The sequence below is a fragment of the Streptomyces rishiriensis genome (genome assembly GCF_030815485.1).
GTDB classification, from domain to species: domain Bacteria; phylum Actinomycetota; class Actinomycetes; order Streptomycetales; family Streptomycetaceae; genus Streptomyces; species Streptomyces rishiriensis_A.
Genome location: NZ_JAUSWV010000002.1, coordinates 3,263,124 through 3,284,030 on the forward strand (window position 1 = coordinate 3,263,124; position 20,907 = coordinate 3,284,030).

The window sequence follows — 20,907 nt, forward strand, 5'->3', positions numbered from 1 at the left end:
CGCCGCGTCACGGGTTTCAGATCCGGTCGACGAGATCCGCGATCGAGTCCACGATCTTCGACGGGCGGTACGGGAAGTTCTCGACCTGCTCGGGCCTGGTCAGGCCGGTGAGCACCAGAAACGTCTGCATGCCGGCCTCCATGCCCGCGAGGACGTCGGTGTCCATGCGGTCGCCGATCATCGCGCTGCTCTCGGAGTGGGCGCCGATGGCGTTCAGACCGGTGCGCATCATCAGCGGGTTCGGCTTGCCCGCGAAGTACGGGTGCTTGCCGGTCGCCTTGGTGATCAGCGCGGCGACCGCCCCCGTCGCGGGGAGCGCGCCCTCGGCGGAGGGGCCGGTCTCATCCGGGTTGGTGCAGATGAAACGGGCGCCGTCGTTGATGAGCCGGACGGCCTTCGTCATCGCCTCGAACGAGTAGGTACGGGTCTCGCCGAGGACGACGTAGTCGGGCTCGTGGTCGGTGAGGATGTACCCGATGTCGTGCAGCGCTGTGGTCAGCCCGGCCTCGCCGATGACGTACGCCGTGCCCTCGGGCCGCTGGTCGTCGAGGAACTGGGCCGTGGCCAGCGCGGAGGTCCAGATGTTCTCGATCGGCACCTCCAGGCCCATGCGCCGCAGCCGGGCGTGCAGGTCGCGCGGGGTGTAGATCGAGTTGTTGGTCAGGACCAGGAACGGCTTGCCCGAATCGCGCAGCTTCTTCAGGAAGGCATCGGCGCCGGGGATCGGTACGCCCTCGTGGATGAGCACACCGTCCATGTCGGTGAGCCACGACTCGATGGGCTTGCGGTCTGCCATGTGCGGGATCTCCCTGCCGTACGCGAGTACGCGGTGGCCGCGCCTGTACGCGGTGCTGCGCCTGCACGCGGTCGCTGCGTGCGCTCCAGCGTAAGCACAGGCCCGATCTTGAGGGAATGGCCGGTGGTCAGGCGTCCACCGGCTGGGACGCGGCCGCGCGTCAACGGCGTCGCCGGGCCAGTCGGCGGGCCAGCAGCAGGAGTGTCCCGGCGGCCAGGAGACAGGCGGTGGCGCCGAAGAGAACGGCGGGCGAGTTGAGCCCGGTGCGGGCGAGTTCCTCGGCCTCGTCGGCCAGGGAGAGCGGGCCGGTGTCCGCGGCGGAGGCGTCCGGGGCGGGAGTGGCGGCGGAGGTGGCGGCGGCGGTGGCGGTGCTGGTGGGCTCGGCGGTGGGGGCGGCCGGGTCGAGGCCGGGAGCGGTGTCGGGGTCGGGCTCGGCCTCGACGGCGAAGCGGTAGTCGTTCGACTGTCCGATCCAGTCGCCGTCGTCGCCGTGCCGCTGGACGACCGCCGCGTTGGCGGTGACGGCGTTGGGCGCGGTGTCCGAGGTGAGGGCGAGGCGCAGCTTGACGGTGAGGGTCCGGCCGGGGCCCACGGTGAATCCCGGGAAGTCGCCGGCTCCGTCGGCCCGCCCCTCGGCCTGCCCCTCGGCTTCTCCGTCGGTGGGTCCTTCGGTGAACGCTCCGACCAGTTCGTCGTCGTCGGTGGGTTCGAAGTGGACCGGGTGCGGTTGTCCGTCGGCGTAGAACTCCAGGCGCGCCTGGGACGGCTTCAGGTCGCGACCGGCGTCGACCAGGACGACGACCGGGTGGATCCCGTCGCAGGTGAGGCGGGTGGTGTTGGTGAGGTCGAGATACCAGATGCCGTAACCGCCCCCGGCCCGGTAGGAATCCGGGCCCCCGTGCAGCCGGGTGGTGAGGGGGAAGTCGGCGCCGTCGGGACCGGCGCAGCCCGGGCCGGCTTCCGCGTGGGCGGGCGCGGGGAGGAGGGCGGCGGCCACGGCGAGGCAGAGGGAGACAGGCGGGCACAGTCGCATGAACACGTGAGCCTGCACGACGGCACCCGCCGAGCCGGAACGGCACACCGCACGACCGTACGAATCCCCTCGTTCGGCGGAGACACCGGTCGACCGACCCGGCCCCGCGACCGGTTCCCACCGCTCCCCGGACCGACCCGGCGACCGGCTCGGCTGCCGCTCCCTGGCCGACGTCACGAACGGCTCGGCTGCCGGTCCACGAACCGACCTCGCGACCGGTCGCGGGACCGGTCCTCGAACCGACCTCGCGACCGGCTCGGCCGGACCGGTCCCGCGACCGATCCGGCGACCGGCCCCGTGGTCTGGCCCGCGACCGGCTCCCTGGTCGCGGACCGTGGGAGGTGGGGAAGGTTCCGGCTCAGCCGTCTCCCCGGCCGAAGACCGGTGCCAGCAGCAGCTGGGCCGCGCCCTCCGCGACAGCTCGGGGTCCGCCGGGGGCGAGCCGTACCGGTACGGGGCCCTCTCGTGAACCCTCGCGGCGCGCGTGGGCGTCGAGGACGGCGGCGACTCCCCGCACGAACGGCTCCGGCGCGGCCGCGATGGTGCGGCCGCCCAGCAGCACGGCGTCGATGTCGAGCAGACCGGCCAGGTTCGCGGCGCCCTCGCCGAGCACCCGCGCCGCCTCGGCCACATCCCCCCGGCGGATGGCCGCGAGGCACAGCGCCTCGACGCAGCCCCGGTTGCCGCAGGAACAGGGCGGCCCGTCCAGCTGGATGACCTGGTGTCCGAACTCCCCCGCCCCGGTGCGGGCACCCCGGTGCACGGTCCCACCGATCACCAGGCCCGCGCCCAGGCCCGTACCGAGATACAGGCAGGCGAAGGAGCCGCGTTCGCCGCCGACCGCGAGGCCGAGCGCGGCGGCGTTGGTGTCCTTGTCGACGACCACGGGCACCCCGAGCCGCGCCTCCAGCACGTCCCGCAGCGGAAAACCGTCCCACTCCGGGAAGCCGGTGACCCGGTGCAGCACACCGCGGGCATGGTCGAGCGGCCCCGGAAGCGCCACTCCGACACCGAGCGGAGCCGAGAGGGCGCCGCCTCCGAGTGCCTCCGACAACATCTCCGTCACCTCGCCGAGCAGCGCGTCCAGGACCGCCTCCGCCCCCGCGCCCAGGGAGAACGGGACGCACCGCTCGCCCACCACGCGGCCGTCGAGATCGACCAGCACCATCCTCAGTTCGTCCCGGTCGAGGTGGACGCCGACCGCGTGACCGGCCTCCGGGACCAGCCGCAGGACCGTGCGCGGCTTGCCGCCGGTGGACGCGCGACGGCCGGCCTCCGCCGCCAGCCCCTCCTCCCGCAGCCGGGCGGTGATCTTGCTGACCGCCTGCGGGGTGAGACCGGCGCGTTCGGCGAGCTCCAGCCGGCTGATGCCGTCGGGTCCTGCGGTGCGCAGCAGGTCGAGCACGAGCGAGGTGTTGTGGCTGCGCAGGGCCGGCAGGTTCACGCCCACGGTCCGGCCCGTCGCGGCGCCCGCCGCCCGCTCCGGCGCGCGGCCGGTTCCCGGACCCGGCTCACGGTCCGGCGGGAGTCCCCACGTGGACTCCGCCGCGGGCTCCGGAGCGAGCTCTGCCTCGGACTCCGGAGCGAGCTCTGGCTCGACCTCTGGCTCGCGCTCCGGAGCGGACTCCGGTGCGCGGTCGGTGTCGCCTCCGTCGTTCGTCGTGTTCACCCTGCCATTGTCCCTCGCGCTTGCACTTTGGCAACAGCGTTGCCAAAGTGGATCGCATGACTGGACGCACCACTGACGCGAACGACTCCGCAACAGGCACCGAGACCGGCACCGGCGCCTCCCCGGCCGCTCCTCCCCTCCGCGTGGGCCTGATCGGATACGGCCTGGCGGGCTCCGTGTTCCACGCCCCGCTGATCGCCGCCACCGAGGGCCTCGCCCTGGACACGGTGGTCACCTCGAACCCCGAGCGGCAGGCGCAGGCCCGCGCCGAGTTCCCGGACGTCCGCGTCGCCGCCACTCCCGACGACCTCCTCGCCCGGGCCGGCGAGCTGGACCTGGTCGTCATCGCGTCCCCGAACAAGACGCACGTCCCGCTCGCGACCGCCGCGCTGAAGGCCGGCCTGCCGGTCGTCGTCGACAAGCCCGTCGCCGGCACCGCTGACGAGGCGCGCGGGCTGGCCGCGCTCGCCGAGGAACGCGGCCTGCTGCTCTCCGTCTTCCAGAACCGCCGCTGGGACAACGACTTCCTGACCCTCCGCAAGCTGCTGGACGAGGGCGAACTGGGCGACGTCTGGCGCTTCGAGTCCCGGTTCGAGCGCTGGCGGCCGCTGCCGAAGGGCGGTTGGCGGGAGTCCGGCGACCCGGCAGAGATCGGAGGTCTGCTCTACGACCTCGGCAGTCACCTCGTCGACCAGGCGCTGGTGCTGTTCGGCCCCGTGGTCTCCGTCTACGCCGAGGCCGACGTCCGCAGGCCGGGTGCGCAGGCCGACGACGACACCTTCCTCGCGCTGACGCACGCGAGCGGCGTCCGCTCGCACCTCTACGCCTCCGCTACGACGTCCCAACTCGGTCCGCGCTTCCGGGTGCTGGGCACGAAGGCGGGCTATGTGAAGTACGGCCTGGATCCTCAGGAGGCGGCCCTGCGGGAGGGCGGACGGCCCGACGGCACCCCCGGCTGGGGCACCGAACCCGAGGAGCTGTGGGGCCGCGTCGGCGCCGGGGAGTCCCCGCTGACCGGCGGCGGACGACCCGAACAGAGTCTGCCCGGCGACTACCCGGCCTACTACGCTGCGGTGGCCAGGGCACTGATCGACGGCGGCCCCAACCCGGTGACCGCCACCGAGGCGGCCGCCGCCCTGGACGTACTGGAGGCGGCCCGCCGTTCGGCACGAGACAAGGTGGCGGTGACGCTGTGATGGGAACCCACCAGATGACCCCGAAGTTCACCCCGGAGATCACCCCGACCCTGGAGGAGCTCCAGGCCCAGGAACGGCGGCTGGTCTTCCGCCAGTTCACGAACGACGACGCGTGGCAGCTCGGCTCACTGCTGGTGGAGCTGGCCCGCGAGCGCCAGGCGCCGGTCGCCGTCGACATCCACCGGGCCGGCCAGCAGCTCTTCCATGCGGCCCTGCCCGGTTCGACTCCCGACAACGACGCCTGGATCGCCCGCAAACGCCGGGTGGTGGAGCGCTTCGGCGCCTCCTCCTACCTGGTGGGCTCCCGCTACCGCGCCAAGGGCACCACGTTCGAGGACTCCTCCCGCCTTGACCCCGACGAGTACGCGGCGCACGGCGGCTCCTTCCCGATCAACGTGGAGGGCGTCGGCATCATCGGCGCGGTGACGGTGTCGGGCCTGCCCCAGCTGGAGGACCACCGGTTCGTGGTGGAAGCACTGGAACAGTTCCTGGAGAAGTACCTGCGCTGAAACGCGCCCGAAGGGACGCCGGGAACCGCACCCGAAGGGACGCCGGGAACCGCACCCGATGGGACGCGGGGAACCGCGCGGTCAGCCATGGTCAACCCACGGCCGTCGTACCACCGCAGCTCCCCGCCCCCTGCCCTCCGTCCCTCAGCGGAGCGGCGTCACGCGTCCTTGAACTCCTGGCGCTGGCGTCCTAGTCCGGCGATCTCCAGCTCCACCACGTCCCCGGCCCGCAGGTACGGCTTGGGCTCCGGCTCGCCCATCGCGACCCCCGCGGGCGTGCCGGTGTTGATGACGTCCCCCGGGTACAGGGTCATGAACTGGCTGACGTACCGGACGACCTCCCCCACCGGGAAGATCTGCTCCGCCGTGGTCCCGTCCTGCTTCAACTCCCCGTTGACCCAGAGCTTCAGGGAGAGGTCCTGCGGGTCGGCGACCTCGTCGGCCGTCACCAGCCACGGGCCGAGCGGATTGAACGTCTCGCAGTTCTTTCCCTTGTCCCAGGTCCCGCCCCGCTCGATCTGGAACTCCCGCTCCGACACGTCGTGCGCGACGGCGTATCCCGCGACATGTGCGAGCCCGTCCTGCGCCGACTCCAGATAGCGGGCCGTGCGGCCGATGACGACCGCCAGCTCCACCTCCCAGTCGGTCTTGAGGGACCGGCGCGGCACGAGGACGGTGTCGTAGGGCCCCACGACCGTGTCCGCAGCCTTGAAGAAGACGACAGGCTCGGAGGGCGGCTCGGTCCCCGTCTCGCGGGCGTGGTCGTGGTAGTTCAGCCCGATGCACACGACCTTGCCGATCCGGGCCAGCGGCGGCCCGATGCGCAGCCCGGTCGCGTCCAGCACCGGCAGCTCTCCGGACCCGGCGGCCTCCCGGACCCGGTCGAGCGCCTCGTCGTCGGCGAGCAGCGCTCCGTCGATGTCCGGGACGACCCCCGAGAGGTCCCGCAGAACCCCCTCGGGGTCGAGCAGCGCCGGCCGCTCCGATCCCGCCGTGCCGACTCGCAGCAGCTTCATGGTCACTCTCTCCCTCGATCGCGGGGCACCCGTCCGATGGGTGCAGCCATCGGAGGACTGGTCGATCCTCCAAGCTCGTGATTCGGTCCGCAAGCCCCCGTTCACGGACTGGACCGTCACCCGTTCCGGACAGCGACCCGTTCCCGACTCCTCACCTGTACAGGGCCGCCCGTTCGAGCGCGCTCCATGTCGTGCTGGTGATCACGTAGAGGGCGGCGGCCAGCGGGACGACGGCCACGGTGACCAGCGTGAAGAAGGACAGGAACGGCATGACCTTGGTGATCGTGCCGACCCCGGGCACCTCCTCACCGTCTCCGATCCGGGGCAGCGGCACCCGCTTCGCCCGTACGAAGTTGAAGGACGCGACGACCGCGACGACGGCGAACAGCCCGAGGTAGACCAGGCCGGCCGCGCCGAACAGTCCTCCCTCCGCCAGCGCGTCGCTCCAGCGGTCGCCGAGGGGCGCGTCGAACAGACGATGGCCGAGCAGACCGTTGTCCTCGCCGCCGATCGAGGAGCTGGAGAAGAGGTGGTAGAGCAGGAAGAAGGCCGGTACCTGGCAGAGGCTGGGCAGCAGTCCGGACAGCGGCGACACCTTCTCCTCGGCGTGCAGTTCCAGCACCGCCCGCTGGAGCTCCTCGGGTTTGTCGGCGTGCTTCCTGCGCAGCTCGGCGATCCTCGGCTGCAAGGCCGTACGGGCCTTCTGGCCGCGGGCGGCCGCGCGGGACAAGGGGTGCACGAGGAGTCGTACCAGTGCGGTGAACAGGACGATCGCGGCGGCCGCGGCGGTGGCGCCGAACAGGGGATGGAGCAGGTCGGCGAGCCGCTCGACCAGGTGGGCGAAAACGGACATGGGTGGGGAGCCCTCCGGGGGTCTCGTCGTGCCGGGAACGGGATACGGCATGACGACCCGCGCGGGTCACCCACATGACGGTGGAGAGCGGCCCTACGCGACGGTCGTCGGGAGGGCGTGACCGGGGGCCCGAGGACGGGGGCGGCCGGAGGCGTCAGGGTCGCGTTGCGGCAGGAAGGCCGTACGGCGGGCCCGGTCCCTGATGGCCGTACGTACCCGGGTGGGCGGGACGGCCGGGGCACTGCGCGCGGCGACGAGGGTGCAGACGGCGAGCGCGGAGCCGGCCGCGGCGGTCGCGGCGAGCGCGACGGCGGCGGAGAGGCTGCCGGCGTCGAGAAGCGCCACGTCGAGGAAGAGGAGGACGAGGACGAGAGCGGGACGCGGGACGAACCGGCTACGGATCACCCTCTCCCCCCTCTCACTCCGGCCCTTGCTCCGGCCTTGGCCGACGCTCTGGATCTGACTCCGACTGGCGCTGACTGGCGCTGGCTGACGCTGACTGGCTCTGACTGGCTCTGGCTTTTGGATTCTGCTTGTCCGTTGTCGGTTATACCTGACCGGCCTCGATCGGCTCCAGTAGCCCTTTGGGCTTCACCAGAGCCCGGCCGACCGGATCCGCCGGGTCGGGGTCGAGCCCCGGTCCCGGCAAGATGAGGACGTCCGGGACCGGTACGACAGTTCCGCAGGCGCGACATTCGCCGTACGGGGCGAGTTCGGCGCCGCGCAGGGTCTGCTGCGCACCCGCCCCCATCGCCGCTCGCGCCGCCGGTACCGGCCCCACCGTCGCCAAGGGCAGCGCCGCGTTCAGCAGACCGCTGCCGATACAGACGGCGGAGGCCGGAGCGAGGGACTCGGCGGAGAGGGACTCGGCGGAGAGGCCACCCCGAGGCCGCACGCTTGTATCAAGCGATTGACACAAGATCCGGCTCCCTGCATCTTGTACTTACTAGTTGATACAAGTACACGGGGGATCCGACATGCTGGACACCGTTCCACCTGAGCGCCTGCTCGCCCGCGCCGATCTCTGCGCCCGCTGGGCCGGGCTGACCCTCGGAATCGTCTTCGCACAGCAGCTGGCGGTGCGGGACAGCGACGACGGCGCCATGACCTTCCTCAGCGCGGTCACCGCGTTCGGGCTGTGCGCGGTCGGTGGCGTGCTGCTCGGCGACTCCCTCACCCCCGCCCCTCTCGAAGCGGTCCGCACCGCCAGCCTGGCGCCGCGCCGGGTCCGCGACCACGTACCGCCCCGGATGGCCCCGCTGCTGCTCTTCCAGACGGCGTGCCTCGTCGTCCTGATGATGATCGGGTCCGCCGTGGCCTCTCCCGACAGCATGGGCCGGGCGGGCCGGGTCGTCACGGTGACGTGCCGGGGTGCGACCAGACCTCTCGGCCCCTGGCCCGGCATCTTCTACGCCACCCCGATCCTCGCCTCCCTCGCCCTCGGCACCGCGGCCTGCGTGTGGGCCCTGCGCCGCATCGCCCACCGCCCGGGTGAGAACCAGCGGCGTCACGACCGCTCGTGGGCGATCACCGCGGCCTGGGGACTGCTGGTCTCCAGCCAGCTGCTGCTCGTCCTCGGCATGATCGGCAGGGTGCTGTCCCGCACGACCTGCGCCGGCATGCTGGGCAACGTCACCGCTCTGGTGATCTATCCCCTGGGCCTGCTGAGCCTGTTCAGCCTGGGATGGTGCCTGTTCACCATCGTGATCCCCCGGGCCGTCGGCGATGAGTGAACCCGCGGTTCGCGTCGACACCACGAGCCAGGTACCGCCGTACGAGCAGATCCGCGCCCAGCTCGCCGCCCTGATCGTCACCGGCCGGCTGACGGAGGGCGAACGCCTGCCGACCGTGCGCCAGCTGGCCTCCGACCTGGGGCTGGCACCGGGAACCGTGGCCCGCGCCTACCGCGAGCTGGAGGTTGCCGAGCTGATCCGCACCCGCCGGGGCGCGGGTACCCGGGTGGCGGCCCCCCCGTCCGAACCGGCCCGCCCCGACCCGGACCAACTCGCCACACTGGCGCGCGACTTCACCTCCTCCGCCCGCGCCCTCGGCGCCGACACCGAGGCCGTCCTGACCGCCGTCCGAGAGGCTCTGGAGGAAGGGTCGTAGGCGGGGGCCGGCGACCGGGCCGTAGACGGAAACGAAACCGGCAACCGGGCCGTAGACGGAAACCGGCAACCAGGTCACGGACAGAGGCCGCGACGCCGCGGTCGGAGACCGGCGGCGCGGTCGGAGACCGGCGGCGCCCGACGCCGCCACGGGCGCAGTCCGACGGGGGCCGTGCGCAACCGCCGCTCCCCTCGGACCGCTCTACATGACCATGCACAAGACGACGACCACGCACGGAGTGACCACGGACGCGACAACCGCGGGCGGCACGGCCACGAGCGCTGCGACCCGGCACGACACAGCCAGGGACGCGACGGCCGCGCACGGGTTCAAGGACCGTGCGGGTACGTTCGCCCGGCAGTTGGTCCGCTTCGCCCGGCTCCAGGCGCGCTGCTGCGCGTTCGCGGTCGCGTTGCTCGGCGGCATGGCGGTCTCGAGACTGCTCCCGCCGCTGCCGGTGGCCCGGTACGACCTGCTGCTCGCCTACGGTGTGCTGCTCACCGCCGCCGGATTCCTGCTCGGCTGGGAGACCCGGCGGGAGGTCGCGGTGATCGCAGCCTGCCATCTGCTGGGGCTCGCCTTCGAGATGGTCAAGGTGCGGGTGGGGTCGTGGAGTTATCCCGAGCCGGGACTGGCCAGGCTCGCCGGGGTGCCGCTGTACGGGGGCTTCATGTACGCAGCCGTCGGCAGTTACGTCTGCCGGGCCTGGCGACTGCTCGACCTGACCTTCACCGGCTACCGCGCCCGTGCCACCGCCGCCCTGGCCGTCTGCCTGTACGGCAACTTCCTGAGCCATCACTGGCTGCCGGACCTGCGCCTGCCCCTCGGCGCCCTGCTGCTGGCCGCGACCACGGGGACCTGGGTGCACTACACGATCGTCGAGCGCCGGCACCGGATGCCCCTGGCGGTGGCCTTCGCACTGATCGGCTTCTTCCTCTGGCTGGCGGAGAACATCGCCACGTACCTCGGGGCCTGGAGATACCCGTACCAGCTGCACGGCTGGGAACCCGTCTCCGTGTCCAAGTGGGTCTCCTGGGCCCTGCTGATCAGCGTCACCTTCGTCATCTGCGGAACCGGACGGTGGCGCGGCGGCGCGCTACCCCCGGGGCAGCGCCGCGACGAGCCTGCCCCAGACGACCAGGCGGTACCGGGAGGTGTACTCGGGCGTGCAAGTGGTGAGGGTGAGGTAGCGGCCGGAGGCGTCGTAGCCGTGGAGGGGCTCGGTGAGGGAACGGGGCACGGGCCGGATGACTCCCGAGTCGCGGGGTGAGGTCTGCGGCAGGATCTTGTCGACGAGGTAGGTGTAGGTCGCGTTCCGGGTCTCCACCTCCACCTTGTCGCCCTTCCTGAGACGGTTGAGATACCGGAAGGGCTCCCCGTGCGTGTTGCGGTGCCCCGCGACCGCGAAGTTGCCTTCCTGGCCCGGCTGTTGAGTACCGGCATAGTGGCCGACGTACCCCTTGTCGAGCACATTCCGCTTGCTGGTGCCCTCGGCGACGGGGACACGCACATCGAGCCGGGGGATGCGGAGCACGGCGTAGGCCTCGGAGGAGCGCGGGGTGACGGACGACGACTTCGTCCCGCCCCGGCCGGCGCCGCCGCCAGACGCCGGGGACGCGCCCTCGGCCCCGGTTGCGGGGCCGGCCCCGGGTCCGCCGCCACCGGTGCCGGTGGGGTCGCCGGCCCCCGGCACGGCCCCCCACTCCCGCTCCAGCGCCTCCACCCTCCGCTCGGCGCCGTCCTTCGCCTCCCGGTTGGTCCACCACAGCTGATGCGCGACGAGGAGCAGCACCAACACCCCGCCGGTGACGAGTACTTCGGCGCCGCTCCAGAGCGCCCGCCGGTACCGGGCGCGCCGCCGCCGGGTGCTGTGCTGCACGAGAGGTATCCGCTGCACGAAGGAACTCCGCTCTCCGAGGGGAATTCGCACGCGGGCACCATAAGGGGAAGGGGACAAGGTCTCCAGACCCGTACATACACGGCCCGTTCCCACCCTGCCCGTTCGTCCCCTCGAACCCGTTCCCGACCCTTTCCGCACAGGTTTGAGAAAGGGCTGTCATAACTCTCGACAACACCACGGAACGCGCCCGATGCTTCGTGACGCACTGAGCCTCCAGTGCGCTCACGCACCCGATCGCCGACGGCAGGGACAGCCGGGAGTCGATCGGAACGAGCCGATTGCTCCACGTGATCGATGCGGAGAAGTGATGATCCGACGCAGGACACTGCTGGCGGCCACGGGCGGCGCGCTCTTCGGAAGCGCACTCGCGACGGGCACCGCCCACGCCGACGCGACAATCGCCGTCAACCCGTCGACGACGTACGGGACCTGGGAAGGCTGGGGCACCTCCCTGGCCTGGTGGGCGAACGTGTTCGGCGCCCGGGACGACTTCGCCGACATCTTCTTCACGACCAAGTCGGTGGCCTACAACGGCAGAACGCTCCCCGGTCTGGGCCTCAACATCGCCCGCTACAACCTGGGCGCGTGCAGCTGGAACACGGTCAACGGCTCGAGCATGGTGGCCTCCGCCAACATCCCCGGGTTCAAGCAGATCGAGGGCTTCTGGCAGGACTGGAACAACGAGGACCCCACCTCCTCGGCCTGGGACTGGACGGCGGACGCGACTCAGCGCGCGATGCTCCAGAAGGCCGTGTCGCGCGGCGCGACGACCGAGCTCTTCGCCAACTCCCCCATGTGGTGGATGTGCTCGAACCACAACCCCTCCGGCGCCTCGGGCGGCGGCAACAACCTCCAGACCTGGAACTACCGCCAGCACGCGTCCCACCTGGCGGCCGTCGCGCTGTACGCGAAGTCGAACTGGGGCGTGAACTTCGCGACCGTCGACCCCTTCAACGAGCCGTCCTCGTCCTGGTGGACGGCGACCGGCACGCAGGAGGGCTGCCATATGGACGCGACCGTCCAGTCGGCCGTACTGCCCTACATGCGCAGTGAGTTGGACAAACGCGGCCTGACGGCGACGAAGATCTCGGCGTCGGACGAGACGAGCTACGACCTCGCCCGCACCACGTGGAACTCCTTCTCGTCGACGACGAAGGGATACGTGAACCGGGTCAACGTCCACGGCTACCAGGGCTCCGGCGGCCGCCGCGACCTGCTCTACAGCGACGTGGTGACCACGGGCGGAAAGGCGTTGTGGAACTCGGAAACGGGTGACAACGACGGCACCGGCCTGTCCATGGCGAGCAACCTGCTCTACGACTTCCGCTGGCTGCACCCGACGGCCTGGGTCTACTGGCAGGTCATGGACCCCTCGGCGAACTGGGCGATGATCGCGTACGACGCGAACACGCTGGCGGCGGGGGCGGTCACCACGAAGTACTACGTGATGGCCCAGTTCAGCCGGCACATCCGCCCCGGCATGACGATCCTCGACACGGGCGTGAGCTACGCGGCGGCGGCGATCGACAAGACGGCGAAGCGGCTGGTCATCGTGGCCGCGAACACCTCCACCTCGGCCCAGACCCTGACCTTCGACCTCTCCCGCTTCACGACGGTGACGGGTGGCTCGTCCGGCCTGGTCCCCCGCTGGAACACCGTGACGAGCGGAACGGGCGACCTCTACACCGCCCGTTCGGACACCTACCTCAGCGGCAGGACGATCAGCGTGCCGTTCGCGGCGGGCGCCGTGCAGACGCTTCAGGTGGACGGGGTGACGATCTAGGCGGGGAGAACCGGAGGCCTGCCCCTGGCCTGCACCTATCTCCTTTTTGTCATCGGCGGGCAGTACCGTGTCGTGCATGCGCCCCGACACGCCTGCCGAGAACGTCGACCACACCGCCGAAGCGGCACGCCTGGAGCGGACCGCCGGCCTGTATCCCGAGGACGCGGAAGCCCTGCTGTTGCAGGCCGCGGCCCACCTGGAACTGGCCGGCGACCGTCCCGCCGCGACGACCCTCTACGACCGTCTGCTGTCGGCGCCGGGTGGGCTGGACAACCCCCACCTGGTCCGCGCCCTCAAGGCCTCCAACCTGTGGGAGTACGGCCACGAGGCCGAGGCCCGGGCCATCATCGACGGCATCCGCGCCGCGGCCCCCCGCGACCCGGCCCCCTGGGTGATCGTCGCGGAGTCGCTGGAAGCCCACGACGAGCTGGAGGCGGCGCAGAAGACGTTCACGGAGGGGGCGACCCTGCTCCTGGCGGACGTGCCGGAGCCCCCGCACGCCGCCCACCCGCTGCTCTTCGGCCGCCACCGGGTACGCCGGATGCTGGGCGCGGCTCACGACGAGTGGGACCTGCTGGCGGACACCCTCCACTCGCTGCCCGTCTCCCTCGACGAGCTCCACGACCCCAAGCGCGTCTGGTCCCTGGGCTCGGACAACCCGGCGGAACTGGAGGCGGAGATCTCCCGCCTCCGCGCGGAGCTCGGCGCCTACCGCGAGGAACTCTCCCGCCCCTTCCCGGTGGCCGTCCTCCACTGGCCGGCGGCCGAACTGGCGGAGCTCGTCGCCGCGTACCCGTCCCTGGCGGAGGAGTACCCGTCCCACGAGGAGCACCTGGCAGGGATAGAGGCATCCCTGACCGAACTGGCCGCCTCGGGCACGGCCAACCTCGGCATCGTCACCGGCACGGTCCCGTCCTACGAGGCCTTCGCAGCCTCGGAGGGCACATCCCCGGCCGACACCGACCTCCTGCCCCAGTACGCGACGACACTGGCGGCGCGGGGGCGAGCGGTTGCGTGGCCGCCGGAGCGGGGGGCAGCTTGCTGGTGCGGGTCGGGGCGGGGGTACCAGGAGTGCCACGGATCGTGACCAGCTCCAGCCGTAAGCCGCTTTAACCCCCTCGCCACCGGCACCCTGGCCCGGCACGCAGCACGCAGCCGGGTCCGACGGCACCTCGCCGCCGCGGTACACCGGCCTCCCGCGGCGGCTCGTTTACCCCGCGCTCCCTCAGGTGCGTTCAGCTGACGCGGCGTGTCCGGCGTGTCCGGCGTGTCCGGCGTGTCCGGCAACGCATTGAAGAAGGCCTCGAGGACACTCCGCGACCGCAGCTCACAGGGCAGAAGCCACGTCCCCTGTTCAGGTACGGGTGTGACCGCGCTCCCCCGTCGCTCAGGCCTGCGACCCGCGCAACATTGCTGTCGTTGACGGTAGTAACGCTGAGGGTCCCCGGTGACAGCAGAAGGCCTTACCGACACCCCTGGCACGTCACGCGAGCCCTCGGCAGAAATGAGCACAATTCGGGATACGCGTGAAACATCCTTGGCCAAAGCCGACGACAGATAAGGGACTTATCACCCCCGTTCGGCATCCACCTCCCCCTATGTCCAACCTTTGCAGTACGGTCACATTCCACCGTCTGCTGTGTGTAAGGGGCTGCTACCTATCAGCAGCCCCTGACCTGTGCATTTGAGGAAGCATGCCCTACGAGCCTGGCGCGAACTGGCAGTACGACGTCCCCACAACCGGCAGTACCCATCTGCCGCCCGACGCTGGCTACGGGAAGGCTCTGACCCACCAGGGCTATGGCTTCGAGGTCGCCGTCGCCGACCTCATCGACAACTCCATCGACGCCAAGGCCGACAAGATCGTCGTCCACTTCCTGCGTGACGCCGAGCGGATCCTCACTCTGCTGATCGTGGACAACGGCCAGGGCATGGACGAGGCGGGCCTGGATGCCGCCATGACGGTGGGCCGCCGCCGCGACTACGGTGAGGGTGCTCTCGGCCTGTACGGCACTGGCCTCAAGGCCGCCTCGCTCTCTCACGCTTCGTCCCTGACCGTCGTCAGCCGCACCAAGCGCAGCCGTGCTGCCGGGCGCCGCCTCACCGCGGAGGGCATCGAAGACGGCTTCCGCTGTGACACCGTCGATCCCCGATACGCCCAGGAGCTGGTGGACCGTTACGACGGCATCATCGAATGGCATGGCACTGTTGTCCGGTGGGACACCGTACGGGCCTTTGAGACAGTCGGGCGCGGCCAGAGCGACCAGTTCCTCTCAAAGGCGATCTCCCGCCTCGAGACTCATCTCGGCCTGTACCTTCACCGCTACCTGCAACGCGGTCTCAAACTCGACATCGCGGTGTGGGATGTGAGCAGCACGGAGAACGAACTCGGCGAGGAAGTTGACCACATCGCCGTAGAGGCGCTGGACCCTTTCGGGTACAAGGTGCCGGGCAAAGCGGGCTATCCCCGGAAATTCACTGCCCCCGTGGAAGGTCTCGGGGACGTACCCCTGACCGCCCACATCTGGCCGGCCAAGTCCAGGCAGGCAGGATTCCGCCAGATCGGCGCCCTCTCCGAAAGACAAGGCTTCTACTTCTACCGCAACGACCGTCTGGTGCAGGCAGGAGGATGGAACGGCTGGCGGAACCCCGAGGGGCACCTTGTGCTTGCCCGGGTCGCGATCGACATTCCGCCTGGTGACAACAACGTCTTGAGTCTCGACGTGAAGAAGGAGCGGGTCACCGTCACCCCTGCCTTCACTGAAGGCATAGAGAAGGCTGTGGACTCCAAGGGCCGTGTCTTCCGGAGTTACCTCGCTGATGCCGAGTCCGCCTACAGAGACGGCTCGAGACGCAACGAGATCGTCCGCAAGCCCGTCACCCCGCCGGGTAAGGGCGTGGACCCCAAGGTCAAGCGCATAGTCAAGGAAGAACTTCCTGAGAAGCCAGGCGAAGATCCGATCGCCTTCACATGGGGTGCCCTTCCCCCTGAGCAGTTCTTCGGTCTGGACCGTGAGAACAGTGCCGTCATCCTCAACAAGGCCTACCGAGATGACTTCAACGAAGGCCGACGCGGGGGAAGTAACGACGCCCCCGTCACAAAGACGTTGCTGTACCTGCTGCTTGAGGACTGCTTCGGGCTCGGGCGGTGGGAACGTACTCGCCAGGACCGTGTTGACTACTGGAACACCATCCTCCTGGCGTCCGTGGAAGTGCAGCGCGCGCGGCGAGCGCAGGGTCTTTCCTGACACAGCGGCACCATTACTCCTTCTTCACCCTGTGCTACCTGACTGAGGACTTTTACATGGGCGATACCCCGGCGACTGCTCTCCTTGAGATTCACACGTCCGCACTGGCAGGCATGGGGAACAACCCGCGTAACTTCGTTGGTTGGGTTAACGTCGCGGCCGAGGATCATCCAGATGCGGACCTGAGCGAGGAGTTCTTCTATACGCGGCTCGTCAGCGGTGACGAGGCTCTGCGGGCCCTTTGGAGCAGGCATCTCACTGCCTGGGACTTCGCAGAGGCTCCTAAGTGGGCGTCTGCCATCCCCGCGCGTACCGACGAGCGGCGTGCAGCCGCATACGACCGGCTCCAGTTCGGAGGCGACGTGCGGAAGGCGCTGGATGCCGCTGCGCCGGTAGCGAAGATCCCAGGGCCCACAGTGATCACTCGCGACTTCACTCCTTGGTACACCCCCGAACGATGTGCCGCCCGCTCCTTCTACTGGACGGCGTACGAGCAGAAGCTCCGTTCCAAGGGATGGCCTGAAGCCGCCGTCGCGAGTCTGGACGAGGCCAGCCGGGCAGTCGTTGAGCGCCTCACCGACCCCGAGCAGATCGCCGCCCGTCAGGCAAAAGGCTTGGTGGTCGGCTACGTCCAGTCAGGCAAGACGGCGAACTTCACAGGTGTCGCCGCTAAGGCGATCGATGCCGGCTACCGCCTTGTCATTGTGCTCGCCGGCACGCTGAACCTGCTGCGCGCTCAGACCCAGCGCCGCCTGGACATGGAACTGATCGGGCAGGAGAACATCCTGCGGGGCGCAGACATAGCGGACCTGGACTCACTCGTAGGCGTGGACTACGTAGGCGATGACGATTCCGACTGGCCTGAATTCGTCCAGCACGGAGCCCGCCCGTCTGTTCTGGGTGCGTTCGACATCGAGCGTCTGACCACTCGTGACAACGACTACAAGAGCCTGGCGCAGGGCATCCGGGCTCTCGAGTTCGAGAAGCGCGAGCCGACCCTCCCGCTGCATGATCCGGCGAACCTTCACCACGCTGCCGCCCGCATCCTGGTGGTGAAGAAGAACAAGTCCGTGCTGACCAAGCTGGTCAAGGATCTCAAGCAGATTCATGGCCTGCTCGGAGAGCTGCCGACCCTGATCATCGATGACGAGTCCGACCAGGCCTCCGTGAACACCCTGGACCCAAAGAAGTGGGAGCAGGGGAGTACCGAGCGTACGAGCATCAACGGGCTGATTTCCCAGCTCTTGAAGCTCCTCCCGCGGTCGCAGTACGTCGGCTATACAGCCACTCCCTTTGCCAACGTCTTCATCGATCCAGGTGACGATGAGGACATCTTTCCCAGCGACTTCCTGATCTCGCTACCGCGCCCCGTCGGCTACATGGGCGCGCAGGAATTTCACGACCTGGATTCGGCAATACCTCAAGACGAGCGCACCTACTCCAACTCGCGGGAGGAGGCGCATATCCGGGACATCTATGAGTCTTCAGGCGACCGCCTCCAGGAAGCCATTGACGCCTTCGTCCTTTCTGGTGCACTGAAGCTGTACCGAGCCGACCGCGGTGTGCACGACGGCCCGTTCAGGCATCACACGATGCTGGCTCACCAGTCCGTCAAGAAGGACGACCACGCGGAATTGGCACTTCTCATCAACTCCATGTGGCATCAATCAGGCTACAGCTCGGTTGCCGGGCACGAACGCCTTGCTGCGCTGTGGGCTTCGGACTTCGCCCCGGTCAGTGAGGCCCGTGCCTCAGATCTCCCTTCTCCTGCCACCTATGAGACGCTGCGGCCTTACGTGAACGCTGCACGTCAGCGCATCGGGTCAGGTGGTCAGCCGGTCATCGTGGTGAATGGGGACTCGGACCGATATTTCGATCAGCTGAACCTCGACTTCGACCGGACACCCCATGTTTGGAAGATCCTGGTGGGCGGCACTAAGCTCTCGCGCGGTTTCACCGTGGAGGGCTTGACCATCACCTACTACCGGCGCACGACCCAACAGGCGGACACGCTGATGCAGATGGGGCGCTGGTTCGGGTTCCGGCCCGGCTACCAGGATCTGGTTCGGCTCTACATCGGGCGAGAGGAGCCGTTCGGTCGCAACAGATATGCCGATCTTTATGAGGCTTACGAAGCGATCTGCCGCGACGAGGAAACCTTCCGGGATCAGCTCGCCCAATATGCCGTAGCAGTGGATGGGATGCCACAGCTGACACCTGAGCAGGTGCCTCCGCTTGTGGCACAGCATCTGCCCTGGATCAGGCCTTCGGCCCGCAACAAGATGTTCAACGCGGAGCTCGTGGAAGTCCGGTCACCCGGTCGTCCCATCGAGCCGGCTTCATATCCGGTAAGCAGCACCGTGCTCAAGCGGAACACGGAACGCTGGCGCCCTCTGCTGGACGCGCTCGGCACAGAGCCGACTGTGTTCACCAATCCACCGGACAACTCCAGCTCTCTCGCTCGGTCTTTTGAAGCACTGACGGGCACCGTCTCTCACAGCGAACTGGTCAGAGTGCTGTCTCAACTCGAATGGGAGCGCCCCGGGCACTTCGACCCTCATCTGACGTATCTCAGCCAACTCGACGGCACTCTGGCCAAGGTTGACGACTGGCTTCTCATCTCCCCTCGCCTGGCCGCGACCACGCGCATAGAGGCCCGCTTGCTCGGTTCGCTGCCGCTGTCCCTCGTCCGCCGTACCCGGCAGTCCGGCAAGACCTCCTTCGGCCGTATTGCCAGCGTCGAACACCGCGCTGCCGCGCAACGCCTCATCGATGAGGCGTCGTCGTCACCAGAGGCTCACACCGGTCAGACCGCCGGCATCGGAAGCTCGACAGGAGTCATGCTCCTGTATCCCGTCGTCGAGGGCGACGGTCACGCGGATGTGGAGGCGGTCGTGCGGAATGGCTCGGCAGACCCAGCGAAGATCGTGATGGCCTTCACCCTCATCCCACCAGCATCGGCCGTCAACGCAGACGGTCGATTGGTGCGGTTCCGGGCCAAGGATTCGCGGCACGGCGGCGCCGCTACTATTCCGGTTAGTTAGTCCTGAGGGGGATCCGCTTGCTGCCCATCGACGTCAACGCCGCACAGAACGTCGCCCTGCCCGAAGAGCTGAAGTCTGATGCCGAGCTTCTGGACGTGCACGCGGAGCTGATGGGCATGGAGCGCTCAAGGGATCGCTTCGCAGCCGTGCTGCGGGACACGATCGATCAGCTGCTGAACGGCGAAGCGACAGGCCGTTACGACTGGGAAGAACTGTTCAAGACAGAAAGAACGCACGCTGGCACCCTCGTCGAGATCAACTTGCAACGCGAGTTCAGGTTCGCCGACGGTGACGCAATGGACTACCGGATCGCCGGCACCGAGGTGGACTGCAAGTACTCCCAGAACTTCGGCGGCTGGATGATCCCTCCGGAGGCCACGGGTCATCTCTGTCTGCTCGTATGGGCCAGTGACTACGAGAGCCGCTGGAGCGCTGGGCTCTTCCGGGTACGGGAAGAGTGGCTGAACCGGGGCGGAAATCGCGATGCCAAGCTCACGGTGAAGGCCCGACACCGGGACAAGATCTTTTGGCTGTGGCGTGACGCCGTACTTCCAGAGAACGTGCTGCTCCACATGAGCCCTGCCGACTCCAAGGCGGTGTTTGCTCCGCCATCTGGTCAACAGCGGCTCAACGAGCTGTTCCGACGCGCCCAGAAACGGCGAATAAGCCGCAATGTGGTGCGAACGGTGGCCCAACAGAAGGACTACATGAAACGGGTCCGAGGCAACGGTGGTGCACGTTCAGCTCTCAAGTCCGAGGGGATCCTCATCATGGGCGACTACGACAGCCACCGCTCCGTAGCAGAGCAGCTTGGCCTCCTGGTCCCCGGTGAGGGAGAGTTCATCAGCGTGCGCGTAGCCAAGCGCCGCCCGCATCATCAGGATGCACCGTACGTGATGCTCGATGACGACGCCTGGGTTGTTGCCACTGCTCATGACATCCCCGAAGCCGCCCCGTCACTTCCCTCCCACACGAAATAGGAACGCGCAGAGATGAGTGCACCGTTCGCGACCCAGCTGCTGGGGTGGAAGAAACTCGACTCAGGGCAGGCCGTCCCCAACAGCGCCGACAGCAGCAGTGTCCCCTCAAAGGCTTTGGCGCGGGAAATTCTGGACTGCCTGGGCGTTGTATCAGAGGTTGTCCTGCCGGAAACCCCTGGAAATCCAGGACCAAAGCTTGAAACGTCGGTCAGGGACGACCTCTCAGGGGTCCTCATACAAGCAGATCCGTCCCGCACGTGGCGTGTAGATCACCAGAAGGTGATCTCGGAATTCACGCAGTACACGCATTTGGGGAAGCTGAAGCAGGCTGTACTCAGGAATCCTGTTCTTAGCGCTGACCTCGGCCTTGACTACCTGATCAAACCTGACGTCACCGTGGGCATTGCCCGCGGTTCATCGCCTGACACCGATGCTTTTCTCCATGCAGCCGTATCATGCAAGTGGACTATCCGCTCCGACCGCGTTCAGAACATCCGGCATGAGTTCCTGCAAATGATCAGGCACCGGCGCGGTCGGCTACCCCACCTGGTGACCGTGACAGCTGAGCCGATGCCCAGCAGGCTCGCCGCCATCGCCAGGGGAACCGGGGAGGTCGACGCTGTGTACCACATCGCCTTCGACGCCCTACAGGAAGCTGTGGCGGCCGTAGGCAGCAAACAGCAGAAGAACGACCTGGCGGAAATGGTCGGACAGGGACGCCTCAGGCCATACGAAGAACTAGCCAATACGCTGGTGAGTTGCTAAGAGTCA

Annotated in this window: 18 protein-coding genes and 1 pseudogene; 11 read left to right on the plus strand and 8 right to left on the minus strand. The window is 68.7% G+C overall.

Translation table 11 applies throughout. The annotated features are described in order from the left end of the window. Positions 1 to 16: 16 nt before the first annotated feature. The 3 genes from QF030_RS16965 to QF030_RS16975 all read right to left on the minus strand — a co-directional run bounded on the left by QF030_RS16965 (position 17) and on the right by QF030_RS16975 (position 3,279). Positions 17 to 796 (minus strand): HAD-IIA family hydrolase, encoded by a 780-nt coding sequence (locus QF030_RS16965; protein ID WP_307163521.1) that lies wholly within the window; start codon positions 794 to 796, stop codon positions 17 to 19. 160 nt (positions 797 to 956) lie between these two features. Beyond that, positions 957 to 1,829: a hypothetical protein gene (locus tag QF030_RS16970; RefSeq protein WP_307167592.1), complete on the minus strand. Its 873-nt coding sequence runs from the start codon at positions 1,827 to 1,829 to the stop codon at positions 957 to 959. Positions 1,830 to 2,187: 358 nt separating this feature from the next. Continuing rightward, positions 2,188 to 3,279: an ROK family transcriptional regulator gene (locus tag QF030_RS16975; RefSeq protein WP_307167593.1), complete on the minus strand. Its 1,092-nt coding sequence runs from the start codon at positions 3,277 to 3,279 to the stop codon at positions 2,188 to 2,190. 275 nt (positions 3,280 to 3,554) lie between these two features. Here QF030_RS16975 and QF030_RS16980 point away from each other — a divergent pair, with 275 nt between their 5' ends. Together QF030_RS16980 and QF030_RS16985 are read left to right on the plus strand one after the other, a co-directional pair. Continuing rightward, complete coding sequence (locus QF030_RS16980; RefSeq protein ID WP_307163522.1) at positions 3,555 to 4,694, plus strand: Gfo/Idh/MocA family protein; 1,140 nt, start codon at positions 3,555 to 3,557, stop codon at positions 4,692 to 4,694. Continuing rightward, positions 4,694 to 5,203 carry a heme-degrading domain-containing protein gene (locus QF030_RS16985; RefSeq protein WP_307163523.1) on the plus strand — a complete coding sequence of 170 codons (510 nt, stop codon included), beginning with the start codon at positions 4,694 to 4,696 and terminating at the stop codon, positions 5,201 to 5,203. The genes QF030_RS16980 and QF030_RS16985 overlap by 1 nt, the downstream gene beginning before the upstream one ends. A 158-nt stretch (positions 5,204 to 5,361) precedes the next feature. On the opposite strand, the gene QF030_RS16990 is transcribed toward QF030_RS16985, so the two are convergent. The 4 genes from QF030_RS16990 to QF030_RS17005 all read right to left on the minus strand — a co-directional run bounded on the left by QF030_RS16990 (position 5,362) and on the right by QF030_RS17005 (position 7,967). Further along, entirely contained in the window at positions 5,362 to 6,219 is an 858-nt protein-coding gene (locus tag QF030_RS16990) for a fumarylacetoacetate hydrolase family protein (protein ID WP_307163525.1), read from the minus strand. A gap of 151 nt (positions 6,220 to 6,370) precedes the next feature. Further along, positions 6,371 to 7,072 carry a YidC/Oxa1 family membrane protein insertase gene (locus tag QF030_RS16995; protein ID WP_307163526.1) on the minus strand — a complete coding sequence of 234 codons (702 nt, stop codon included), beginning with the start codon at positions 7,070 to 7,072 and terminating at the stop codon, positions 6,371 to 6,373. Between the two features lie 93 nt (positions 7,073 to 7,165). Further along, positions 7,166 to 7,477: a DUF6412 domain-containing protein gene (locus tag QF030_RS17000; RefSeq protein WP_307163528.1), complete on the minus strand. Its 312-nt coding sequence runs from the start codon at positions 7,475 to 7,477 to the stop codon at positions 7,166 to 7,168. A 142-nt stretch (positions 7,478 to 7,619) separates the two neighbouring features. Further along, positions 7,620 to 7,967: a hypothetical protein gene (locus QF030_RS17005; RefSeq protein ID WP_307167857.1), complete on the minus strand. Its 348-nt coding sequence runs from the start codon at positions 7,965 to 7,967 to the stop codon at positions 7,620 to 7,622. An 82-nt stretch (positions 7,968 to 8,049) separates the two neighbouring features. Here QF030_RS17005 and QF030_RS17010 point away from each other — a divergent pair, with 82 nt between their 5' ends. The 3 genes and pseudogenes from QF030_RS17010 to QF030_RS17020 form a co-directional block, all read left to right on the plus strand. Next, positions 8,050 to 8,805, plus strand: a complete 756-nt coding sequence (locus QF030_RS17010) for a hypothetical protein (protein WP_307163529.1) — start codon at positions 8,050 to 8,052, stop codon at positions 8,803 to 8,805. After that, positions 8,798 to 9,181 (plus strand): GntR family transcriptional regulator, encoded by a 384-nt coding sequence (locus tag QF030_RS17015; protein WP_307163530.1) that lies wholly within the window; start codon positions 8,798 to 8,800, stop codon positions 9,179 to 9,181. Before QF030_RS17010 ends, QF030_RS17015 begins: the two co-directional genes overlap by 8 nt. Positions 9,182 to 9,392: 211 nt before the next feature. Beyond that, positions 9,393 to 10,181, plus strand: a pseudogene (locus tag QF030_RS17020) (DUF817 domain-containing protein); the annotation flags it as partial. A 96-nt stretch (positions 10,182 to 10,277) separates the two neighbouring features. Here the strand turns inward: QF030_RS17020 and QF030_RS17025 are convergent. Then, entirely contained in the window at positions 10,278 to 11,111 is an 834-nt protein-coding gene (locus QF030_RS17025; RefSeq protein ID WP_373428772.1) for a class E sortase, read from the minus strand. A 277-nt stretch (positions 11,112 to 11,388) separates the two neighbouring features. Between QF030_RS17025 and QF030_RS17030 the strand changes: the two genes are divergently transcribed. The 6 genes from QF030_RS17030 (at position 11,389) to QF030_RS17055 (ending at position 20,901) form a co-directional block, all read left to right on the plus strand. Then, positions 11,389 to 12,864, plus strand: a complete 1,476-nt coding sequence (locus tag QF030_RS17030) for a beta-1,6-galactanase (RefSeq protein ID WP_307163531.1) — start codon at positions 11,389 to 11,391, stop codon at positions 12,862 to 12,864. A 76-nt stretch (positions 12,865 to 12,940) separates the two neighbouring features. Beyond that, positions 12,941 to 13,951 (plus strand): SEC-C domain-containing protein, encoded by a 1,011-nt coding sequence (locus QF030_RS17035; protein WP_307163532.1) that lies wholly within the window; start codon positions 12,941 to 12,943, stop codon positions 13,949 to 13,951. Positions 13,952 to 14,558: 607 nt separating this feature from the next. Continuing rightward, positions 14,559 to 16,112, plus strand: coding sequence for an ATP-binding protein (locus QF030_RS17040; protein WP_307163533.1), 1,554 nt, complete (start codon positions 14,559 to 14,561; stop codon positions 16,110 to 16,112). A gap of 56 nt (positions 16,113 to 16,168) precedes the next feature. Next, positions 16,169 to 19,156 (plus strand): Z1 domain-containing protein, encoded by a 2,988-nt coding sequence (locus QF030_RS17045; protein ID WP_307163534.1) that lies wholly within the window; start codon positions 16,169 to 16,171, stop codon positions 19,154 to 19,156. Positions 19,157 to 19,173: 17 nt separating this feature from the next. Beyond that, positions 19,174 to 20,136: a NaeI family type II restriction endonuclease gene (locus QF030_RS17050; protein WP_307163535.1), complete on the plus strand. Its 963-nt coding sequence runs from the start codon at positions 19,174 to 19,176 to the stop codon at positions 20,134 to 20,136. 12 nt (positions 20,137 to 20,148) lie between these two features. Further along, positions 20,149 to 20,901 (plus strand): NgoMIV family type II restriction endonuclease, encoded by a 753-nt coding sequence (locus QF030_RS17055; RefSeq protein WP_307163536.1) that lies wholly within the window; start codon positions 20,149 to 20,151, stop codon positions 20,899 to 20,901. Positions 20,902 to 20,907: the final 6 nt, after the last annotated feature.

What these genes read in the sequence shown, in the direction of transcription:
- QF030_RS16965 (WP_307163521.1), bottom strand. Translation starts at nt 796, where the DNA reads ATGGCAGACCGCAAGCCCATCGAGTCGTGGCTCACCGACATGGACGGT.
- QF030_RS16970 (WP_307167592.1), bottom strand. Translation starts at nt 1,829, where the DNA reads ATGCGACTGTGCCCGCCTGTCTCCCTCTGCCTCGCCGTGGCCGCCGCC.
- QF030_RS16980 (WP_307163522.1), top strand. Translation starts at nt 3,555, where the DNA reads ATGACTGGACGCACCACTGACGCGAACGACTCCGCAACAGGCACCGAG.
- QF030_RS16985 (WP_307163523.1), top strand. Translation starts at nt 4,694, where the DNA reads ATGGGAACCCACCAGATGACCCCGAAGTTCACCCCGGAGATCACCCCG.
- QF030_RS16990 (WP_307163525.1), bottom strand. Translation starts at nt 6,219, where the DNA reads ATGAAGCTGCTGCGAGTCGGCACGGCGGGATCGGAGCGGCCGGCGCTG.
- QF030_RS16995 (WP_307163526.1), bottom strand. Translation starts at nt 7,072, where the DNA reads ATGTCCGTTTTCGCCCACCTGGTCGAGCGGCTCGCCGACCTGCTCCAT.
- QF030_RS17010 (WP_307163529.1), top strand. Translation starts at nt 8,050, where the DNA reads ATGCTGGACACCGTTCCACCTGAGCGCCTGCTCGCCCGCGCCGATCTC.
- QF030_RS17015 (WP_307163530.1), top strand. Translation starts at nt 8,798, where the DNA reads ATGAGTGAACCCGCGGTTCGCGTCGACACCACGAGCCAGGTACCGCCG.
- QF030_RS17030 (WP_307163531.1), top strand. Translation starts at nt 11,389, where the DNA reads ATGATCCGACGCAGGACACTGCTGGCGGCCACGGGCGGCGCGCTCTTC.
- QF030_RS17035 (WP_307163532.1), top strand. Translation starts at nt 12,941, where the DNA reads ATGCGCCCCGACACGCCTGCCGAGAACGTCGACCACACCGCCGAAGCG.
- QF030_RS17040 (WP_307163533.1), top strand. Translation starts at nt 14,559, where the DNA reads ATGCCCTACGAGCCTGGCGCGAACTGGCAGTACGACGTCCCCACAACC.
- QF030_RS17045 (WP_307163534.1), top strand. Translation starts at nt 16,169, where the DNA reads ATGGGCGATACCCCGGCGACTGCTCTCCTTGAGATTCACACGTCCGCA.
- QF030_RS17055 (WP_307163536.1), top strand. Translation starts at nt 20,149, where the DNA reads ATGAGTGCACCGTTCGCGACCCAGCTGCTGGGGTGGAAGAAACTCGAC.